Here is a 2,914-nt window from a genome sequence, read left to right on the forward strand (position 1 = left end):
GATAGATATATTTTTAAAATATTCGTTTAAATTAATATCAGTATTTCCATCACTTAACGTATGCTTTTCTTTCCAGTTCACGTAATATTTAGAGGGCGCCATAACTAAGCAACCGCTTTTATGATTTAAAATCAGAGTATTATTAGATTCATGATAAGACGAGAAATTTTCCTCTAAATCTTCAACTAAACCACCATCTATATGCATAAGCGTTGAATATTTACCATCTGGTGAAGATCCTAAATATACAATTTCTGATACGCAATTATTTATGTTTTTTTGTTGATAACAAGTATCTTTTAAAGAATATAATTTAACTTCTTTATTTTTCATAATATATCTAAAAGCAATATTATTTTTATTTGGTTTTAAAAATTCTAGTTATCCGTAACCTAATAAATTTTGTGTACTATAAATAGGAAAAATATTTTGTTGTGCAACGGCAAAATTACTATATAAGCAAAATAAAAAAATTATTTTTTTCATGGTGTGCTCGCTACTTTAATATTTTATTAAGGGGCTTAGGAAGCTTATCACTATATTTGGTGATTTTGCTTCCTAAGCCCCTAAGTTTTTACATGACTATCAATTCTGTACTTAAATAATAATTACCATTCCCCAAAAAATAAATCATTTTCTATCATTATGATTTGTTCATTTGTAAAAATATCTTTTGAATTTTTTCGAAACTCTCTTTTCCAGGCTGGTAACCATCGATATTTAGCATTTGTACCTTTCCCATGCAAATCTGGTGAATAAAATAATTGTGCTAATGCATCTTTATCTATAAGTATCTTATTTTGATATGCTGAATTAGCAGTTTTCGCTAAATGAAGATGCTCTCTTATAGAAGCATGCTGCATAAGTAGAATGGCATATGCTTTTTGTGATTGATCGTAGTCATCAGACGTAATTATAAATGAAGCATCGCAAATATATATATCCTGATTTTCATAAATAGGCATCGCGGCTTTATTAGCAGTAAAATCATAAGGACTGTGCTCAAAATCTTTCCAGGTGTATCCTCCAGTAATTTGACGCGATATTAAATTCTCCTTTATGTTTGCTTCAGAAAGACTATTAATAAATGATAAAAACTTAGAATCCTTACTAGGAATGTAATTTTTACATCTTTGAATAGGTATTTCTGTATAAATTATAAAACTAATCAATAAACTGAATAATAAAAACAATATTAAAAGGGGCAATAAGAGTTTTTTTCTCACTTTTTTATGACCTTATGCTTGTATCTTCTAAACGATTTAAAATCAAAGTCTCTGCCTATTTCAGAGGTTTGGTTTTTAATTCTAAAGCCAGAATCATTAACTTCAATTTTGTCATGTCCAGCAGATATGGTAACTCCGTCCGTTAACACAAATCCAACATGCCCAGAAGCATCCCCCCAATTTCTACCATAATCTTTTTTAATGTCAAATGCACCAATATCTCCAGGTAGAGGGTTATTTTTGTTAAAGCTCCAGTCTTTATTTAAGTCTTTTATATTTGGATCAGCCCATTCTTTAGCTAATGGAGGAGAATCCTCAGGAATCCAACCATGTGAAATCCAAGGAACATTAATTCCAACCTCAAATAATATATCATGAATAAATGTACTACATTTATTTGAAGGATTAGGATATTTAAATCTTTGAGTTTTTAACTCTTTGGAAATTGAAGGTTTCCCCATATATATTCCCTTTGAAGTATGATTAGAAACTAAAATCCGTCTTTCTGAGAATTTTTCAGAATTCCATGCCCATTGTGTACTTCCTCTATATTTCAAAGCCGTCAATACAATTTTTCTAGGAATGTCCTTGATAATCACTTTTGCAAAAAGGTTCTTATCTTTCCGTTTAACATTATATTCCACTTCAAAAAAATCCCCTTCTAATTTTCCACCTCCTGCTAGTGGAATCCTTGTCCATGGAGAAACTAACGTTAGTGTAGTATCCTTTCTTTTCAGTTCGTGCTCCCCAACTTTCTTTTCTGAACCTCCAGCAGAGATGACTTTAATCTCAACTTTATTTGATGGTTTTTCAGGAATGACTACAGAGTTTCCTTCTAGGCGTAATTCACCATTCATCCATATAATTTGATAAGAAACGATATCTTTCCCTTTCTCAATTTTATTTTCCGATACTTTTATCCCGTTTATGTAAACTTTATATCGGAGATTATATGGCGTGCCGGCTAAAGAGTCTTTAAATACAATCAGTAGTTTTGATTTAATCATTTTTCTAATTTCCCTCGTGGTTATCTGCTTCATAAACAAAAAGCTGCCAACCATCACTTTCTTTTCCTATCAATAAATAACTGCTAGCATAAATCTGCTCTTTATCATGCTCACCACCCAGCCCGTTTTCGTTTTGTGTTGTAGATGAAAAAAGTGTTTCATCACCCGCAGTTTTCAATTTGTAATCCAAAGAAATACCTGTGATTTCTTGGGTTCCTATTCGTTTAATTTGAATCCCCATTGTTTCTTTTTGCTGCTGATTGTTAGGTAAGATTGGTAATAGATTACTTATACTACTCAGCCCCATCACCTGAAACCCCGCACACTTCACCCACACCATCTTCGGACAGCCCAGCTCGATATTGCCGTCTTTAATCTTAATGTACCCGCCTCCGCTGGTGAGCAGGATTTCGTCTTTGGCGGCTACTATTACTTTTCCCGCGCTGCTGGTGATGGTGGCATCTTTCAAGGCATTGATCTGCATTTCATCGTTTTGTGCCTGAATCTCTACCTTGCCTTGATTGGCCTGTAACTTCGCTCCTTTGCTTTGGGCAAACAGGTTGACGCTTCCGACCGCATGGGCGGTGAAGTTGCTGCCGGCGCTGATGTCGGTGTCGCCGCCGCTGATGTGGTGGATGTGTTGGCCGGCGGTGTGCAGCTGGCTTTGCGGGGTAGCGGTGG

The 2,914-nt window shown here is 34.4% G+C and carries 3 protein-coding genes and 1 pseudogene; all 4 read right to left on the reverse strand.

Annotated elements, in window-relative coordinates; all coding sequences use genetic code 11:
- Nucleotides 1-333: pseudogene (locus tag AKG43_RS11770) on the reverse strand (hypothetical protein); the annotation flags it as partial.
- 275 nt (nucleotides 334-608) lie between these two features.
- Nucleotides 609-1,226, reverse strand: coding sequence for a hypothetical protein (locus AKG43_RS11775; protein ID WP_054617463.1), 618 nt, complete (start codon nucleotides 1,224-1,226; stop codon nucleotides 609-611).
- Nucleotides 1,223-2,233 carry a CHAP domain-containing protein gene (locus AKG43_RS11780; protein ID WP_115134197.1) on the reverse strand — a complete coding sequence of 337 codons (1,011 nt, stop codon included), beginning with the start codon at nucleotides 2,231-2,233 and terminating at the stop codon, nucleotides 1,223-1,225. Before AKG43_RS11780 ends, AKG43_RS11775 begins: the two co-directional genes overlap by 4 nt.
- 4 nt (nucleotides 2,234-2,237) lie before the next feature.
- Nucleotides 2,238-2,914 (reverse strand): DUF2345 domain-containing protein (locus tag AKG43_RS11785; RefSeq protein ID WP_156300680.1); only part of this gene is annotated, 677 nt, incomplete at its 5' end.

It is taken from the genome of Neisseria sp. 74A18 (genome assembly GCF_001308005.1).
In the GTDB taxonomy this organism is placed as follows: domain Bacteria; phylum Pseudomonadota; class Gammaproteobacteria; order Burkholderiales; family Neisseriaceae; genus Neisseria; species Neisseria dumasiana.